Below are 5,342 nucleotides of genomic sequence, written 5' to 3'. Positions count from 1 at the left end.
GTGGCGGTGCTGCCATCGAGTTCGACGGTGAACGCGCGGAAGCGGCGCCGCAGCACGATGTTCACCACCCGCTGATCGGCGCGATAGCCAAGCTTCAGCGCAGCCTCTTCGGGCAGAATGTCGATCCGCTCGATCGCCTCGGGCGGGATGTCGCGAATTTCGCCGAAGCCGGAGATGCGCCGCCCGCTGAGCAGCAGCACCGGCGCGCCGCCGCCGCGCCCTCGCCCGCTGCGCGTCTGCGGCTCCAGCTCGGTCAGCAGTTCGGCGAGCGAGCCAACGCCATAAGCGCGGATATCGGCGGGGTTGAGCACCAGCTCGGGCTTGACGTCTCCGGGCACCGATCCGCGCGGTGCGCTGCCGGTGATGACCACTTCCTCGACCTCGTCGCCCATAGCGCCGCCGGGCGCGCCGGCTTCCTGCTCCGGTTCCGCTTGCTGCGGTGCCGTCCCGGACGGCGGCGATCCGGCCTGAGGCGCGGCCAGCGCCGCGGGCGAGGCGGTCGTCATCAATGCTGCCATGATCCACGCCGCTTGCCGCATCCACTTACTCCACAACCGAAATTACCGACCGGCCGCAGTCCGGCAGGGGCGCACTAACCGCGCTTTGTCGCAAAATTGTGCCACTGCGAAGGCTTAGTGTGATTTGAATTGAGCTGCGCTGAATGGCGGCGCGGGTCCGCGCCCAACTCTATTCAAACTGCGCTTTGGGAATATGCGAAATGCGGCACGCCAGGTCTGCCTCGCCGCTGGCAACGATCCACGTATCGCCTGCATCGACGATACCCGTGGTGAACACCACCGGCGCGGGCAGATAGCGGCGCTCGGCAAACGCAGCGGTGAGCGCGGGCAACTCTTCCAGCAGCGGCGTCCCATCCTCCTGTCGCAGCACGCGCGCGGGATCGTCGCGATCGAGCAGCGCCCAGAAGGTGCGATAGGCACCGACCGCGGCGTGTTGCTCGACGCCGTGATACAGCATCAGCCAGCCCTGCGGCGTGAGCACCGGCGGCGTGCCCCCGCCCATGCGCCGGTTGGTGCTCGTGCCGCGCCGCGCACGCAGCCCGGGCGCGTCGAGCGGCTTCCAGTGCAGCGCATCGGGCGACTGGGCGAGCTGGATCGCCGGGCCGCCGGTATAGGGACTGTCCGGCGGCGGCGCGAACCAGGCTTCGCCGAGCGGGCGGGTCAGCGCCATGAACCTGCCGCCGACCTTCCCTTCGAACAGGCACATATCCTTGTTCTGGTGATCGAGGACGATCCCTTCGCAGCGATAGTCGAGCCCGTTGACCGAGCGGTAGAGCGCGGTGCACTGCCGCTCGTCCGACACCGCGCACACGGTCATGTACCAGGCACCGCCGATCAGGCTGATCCGCGCATCCTCGACCCCCAGCCCCATGAACGACGCAGACGGCGCGATCGCCTTGTCGTAATGCACCTTCACCACGCTGCGCCCGTCGCCCGAAATCTCGACCGGCAACAGCCAGGAGAGCGAGGTCAGGCCCGACAGGCGCGGGCCGGTGCCACGCAGGCGAAAGGTGCGCGGATCGTCCATCTCGATGGCAGCGAGCGGATAGGAATCGAGCACATAGCCATCGGAGGTCCAGCGGATCGCACGCGCGCAATCGCCCGCCACCGGCTCGGTCAGCGCTTCGGCGACGCGGACCATCAGCAGCAGATTGCCGCCGGGCAGCCGCGTAAGGCCGGGGTTGAACGCGCCGAGCACATAGGTGTCGGCGTCGAGCGTCCCGCGCAGCGGCGAGCGCGACAGGTCGACATCCTCAGGCGAAAAGATCAGCGTGTCTTCGATCACTGCCCCTGCCCCTTTGATCGCTGTGCCAGGCGCCAAAGCGCACCGCGCGTCACGCGGTTCCCGGATCGTCCTGCATCCGGGCATGATGGCGGATCACTTCATCGATGATGAAGCGCAGGAATTTCTCGGAGAATTCGGGGTCGAGATCGGCTTCGGCGGCAAGCTGACGCAGCCGCGCGATCTGCCGCTCCTCGCGATCGGGATCGGCGGGGGGCAGGTTGGTCTCGGCCTTGAACCGCCCGACTGCCTGGGTGATCTGGAACCGTTCGGCCAGCAGGAACACGAGCGCCGCGTCGATCCGGTCGATGCTCTGGCGATAGCGCTGCAGCGTCTCTTCGGTCATGATTCTCGCCCCTCGGCATGTGGCACCGGCCCGGTCCCGCGCCTTCTTGCCGCGCTTTCGGCCCCACGCAAGCCCCAGCCACTTGCCTTTACGGCAAGTTGCCGCCATCGCGTCGCCATGAGCGCGACCATCCATCGCATCGGCCGCAGTGCCGCCCCCTCGCTCGAGCCGATGATCGCGCTGGTTGCGGGTGACATGAACCATGTCAATTCGGTCATCCTCGACCGGATGCAGTCACAGATCCCGCTGATTCCCGAACTCGCCGGGCACCTCATCGCGGGCGGTGGCAAGCGCATGCGCCCGATGCTGACGCTGGCGAGCGCGCGGCTGCTCGATTATCCGGGCAATCGCCACCATCGCCTCGCGGCGGCAGTCGAGTTCATCCACACCGCGACGCTGCTCCACGACGATGTCGTCGACGGCAGCGATATGCGCCGCGGCAAGCGCACCGCCAACCTCATCTGGGGCAATCCGGCGAGCGTGCTGGTCGGCGACTTCCTGTTCAGCCGCAGCTTCGAGCTGATGGTCGAGGATGGCAGCCTCAAGGTGCTCAAGATTCTGTCCAACGCCAGCGCGGTGATCGCGGAAGGGGAAGTGAATCAACTTACCGCCGCGCGCCGTGTCGAATTGGACGAGGGGCGCTATCTCGACATCATTGGCGCGAAAACCGCCGCCTTGTTCGCCGCCGCCTGCCGCATCGCCGCCGTTGTCGCCGAACGCAGCGAAGCCGACGAATCCGCCCTCGACGCCTATGGCCGCAACCTCGGCATCGCGTTCCAGCTGGTCGACGACGCGATCGATTATGTCTCCGACGCGGGCACGATGGGCAAGGACGCGGGCGACGATTTCCGCGAGGGCAAGATGACGCTGCCCGTCATCCTCGCTTATGCCCGCGGGAATGAGGAAGAGCGCGCCTTCTGGCGCGAGGCGGTGCTGGGCCGCCGCAACGATGACGCAGACTTCGCCCACGCGGTTGAGCTGGTGCGCTCGAGCCGCGCGGTCGACGACACGCTCGCCCGCGCGCGCCATTACGGCCAGCGCGCGATCGACGCGATCGGCGGCTTCCCCGCTAGTGCAGCGAAGGAAGCGATGATCGAAGCGGTCGAGTTCGCGGTCGCGCGGGCGTATTGAACTGGCACTTATATCCTCCCCCGCCAGGGGGAGGTGGCGCCGGAGGCGACGGAGGGGGAGGACGGCTGTGTGCTTGAGCCTCTTGCCGCCGCGCTTCCTCCCCCTCCGTCAGCTACGCTGCCACCTCCCCCTTGCGGGGGAGGATTGAAAGCTCACTCCTCGACCGGCTCGTCCGCATCATCATCGACGCCGAGCGCGTCTTCCTCGTCCGCGTCGAGCGCTTCGCCGATCGCGTCGGCGATCAGGTCGAGCTGTTCGAAGCTGGCGGTCAGCTCGATCGTCTCGCCATCCTCATCCTCGAAATTGAGCAGATAATCGCCCTTGCCGTCTGCCGCGACCGTAAAGCTCGAAACCGTGCGTGCCATATCGTGTCTCCTTTCCGATTGGGCGCAACGCGCGCCGCGCGATCCGGTGCCATCGCGGGTTCAAGCGACGCGCCGAATTGCGTAGGGCAGTCGGGTGACCGACCTGCCGATCCATGCCGTCCTGCCCGACCTGCTTGCCGCGCTGCGTGGTGGCAGCAATGCGGTGCTGGTCGCCCCGCCCGGAGCCGGCAAGACGACAGCGGTCGCCCCCGCGCTGCTGAGCGAGCCGTGGTGCGATGGCGAAATCCTGCTGCTCTCCCCCCGCCGCCTCGCCGCGCGCGCCGCTGCCGAACGCATGGCAGCGCTGGCGGTGGAGAAGGTCGGCGGTACCTTTGGCTATGCCACGCGGATGGACACACGGCGGTCCGCGGCGACGCGGGTGACGGTCGTCACCGAGGGGATTTTCGTCAACCGCATTCAGGCCGATCCCGAACTGGCCGGGGTCTGCGCGGTGCTGTTCGACGAGGTGCATGAACGCAGCCTCGACAGCGATTTCGGGCTGGCGCTGGCGCTGGATGCGCAGGGGGCGTTGCGGCCCGACCTGCGGATCGTGGCAATGTCGGCGACGCTCGACGGCGCGCGGTTCTCCAGGTTGATGGATGGCGCGCCGGTGATCGAGAGCGAAGGGCGCAGCTATCCGCTCGAGCTGCGCCATCTCGGCCGCCCGGCCGAGGCGCGGATCGACGAACCGGTTACCGCCGCGATCCGCCAGGCGCTGCGCGAGGCGGAGGGCGGTATCCTCGCCTTCCTGCCCGGCGTTGCCGAGATCGAGCGGACCGCCGAGCGGCTGGGCGACATTCCCGGTGCCATCGTCCACAAGTTGCACGGCAGCCTCGACCCCGCAGCCCAGCGCGCCGCCATCGCCCCCGATCCGACCGGGCGGCGCAAGATCGTGCTGGCGACGTCGATCGCCGAAACCTCGCTCACACTCGATGGCATCCGCGTCGTGGTGGACTCGGGACTGGCGCGCCGCCCGCGCTACGACCGCGCGGCGGGGATGACGCGGCTTGTCACCGAGCGCGCGAGCCAGGCGTCCGCGACGCAGCGCGCCGGCCGCGCGGCACGGCAGGGGCCGGGGGTCGCCTATCGGCTATGGGAAGCGGCGGCGACCGCGGGCCTGGCGCCCTATGACCCGCCCGAGATCCTCGAGGCCGACTTATCCGCGCTGACGCTCGACTGCGCATTATGGGGGGTGGCGGACCCGCGCGACTTGCGCTGGCTCGACGCGCCGCCCGCCGCCGCCGTGGCCGAGGCACGCGCGCGGCTGACGACGCTTGACGCGCTCGATGCCGATGGCCGCCCGACGCAGCATGGCAAGGCGATTGCCGCGCTCCCGCTCCCGCCCCGGCTCGGGCATATGCTGGTGCGCGCGGGCGAGCTGGGCATGGCCGCTACCGCCGCGCGGGTCGCGGTGCTGCTGGGCGAGCGCGGACTGGGCGGGACCGACACCGATCTCGAGTCGCGGATGCGCCGCTGGCGGAGCGAACGCGGCCAGCGTGCGGAGGCTGCGTGGAAGCTCGCCGAGCGCTGGGCGAAGCTCGCGCCTTCCGCACCAGCCAGCGCCGAGTCCAGCGCCGAACAGGTTGCTCGGTGCATAGCCCTCGCTTTCCCCGACCGCATCGCGCGCCGCCGCGACGCATCGGGCGAGACCTGGGCCTCGGCTGGCGGGCGCGCGATGCGGTCGGGGAAAGCGAGGGCTA

5 protein-coding genes and 1 pseudogene are annotated in these 5,342 nt (G+C 69.2%); 2 read left to right on the top strand and 4 right to left on the bottom strand.

Translation table 11 applies throughout. The features are described 5' to 3' along the window. The 3 genes and pseudogenes from AX681_RS11615 to AX681_RS11605 all read right to left on the bottom strand — a co-directional run. A pseudogene (locus AX681_RS11615) lies at positions 1-539 on the bottom strand (TonB-dependent receptor); the annotation flags it as partial. Between the two features lie 148 nt (positions 540-687). Then, a complete protein-coding gene (locus tag AX681_RS11610) occupies positions 688-1,803 on the bottom strand; it encodes a glycosidase (protein WP_066660557.1) in 1,116 nt (371 codons plus the stop codon). Positions 1,804-1,852: 49 nt separating this feature from the next. After that, positions 1,853-2,146 carry a chorismate mutase gene (locus AX681_RS11605; RefSeq protein ID WP_066660554.1) on the bottom strand — a complete coding sequence of 98 codons (294 nt, stop codon included), beginning with the start codon at positions 2,144-2,146 and terminating at the stop codon, positions 1,853-1,855. A gap of 117 nt (positions 2,147-2,263) precedes the next feature. Here AX681_RS11605 and AX681_RS11600 point away from each other — a divergent pair, with 117 nt between their 5' ends. Next, positions 2,264-3,277, top strand: a complete 1,014-nt coding sequence (locus AX681_RS11600) for a polyprenyl synthetase family protein (RefSeq protein ID WP_066660546.1) — start codon at positions 2,264-2,266, stop codon at positions 3,275-3,277. Positions 3,278-3,429: 152 nt separating this feature from the next. Here the strand turns inward: AX681_RS11600 and AX681_RS11595 are convergent, their stop codons facing one another. After that, a complete protein-coding gene (locus AX681_RS11595; RefSeq protein ID WP_066660541.1) occupies positions 3,430-3,642 on the bottom strand; it encodes a hypothetical protein in 213 nt (70 codons plus the stop codon). Between the two features lie 94 nt (positions 3,643-3,736). Here AX681_RS11595 and hrpB point away from each other — a divergent pair. Further along, positions 3,737-5,342 (top strand): ATP-dependent helicase HrpB (gene hrpB, locus AX681_RS11590; RefSeq protein ID WP_156456080.1); only part of this gene is annotated, 1,606 nt, incomplete at its 3' end.

Source organism: Sphingomonas sp. CCH9-E2 (assembly GCF_001557215.1).
Lineage (GTDB): Bacteria > Pseudomonadota > Alphaproteobacteria > Sphingomonadales > Sphingomonadaceae > Sphingomonas.
The sequence above is the reverse complement of the archived record's forward strand: the minus strand, read 5'-3'. Positions and strand labels throughout refer to the sequence as shown.

Coding starts and splice junctions, on each gene's coding strand:
- AX681_RS11605 (WP_066660554.1), bottom strand. CDS start 2,146: ATGACCGAAGAGACGCTGCAGCGCTATCGCCAGAGCATCGACCGGATC.
- AX681_RS11600 (WP_066660546.1), top strand. CDS start 2,264: ATGAGCGCGACCATCCATCGCATCGGCCGCAGTGCCGCCCCCTCGCTC.
- AX681_RS11595 (WP_066660541.1), bottom strand. CDS start 3,642: ATGGCACGCACGGTTTCGAGCTTTACGGTCGCGGCAGACGGCAAGGGC.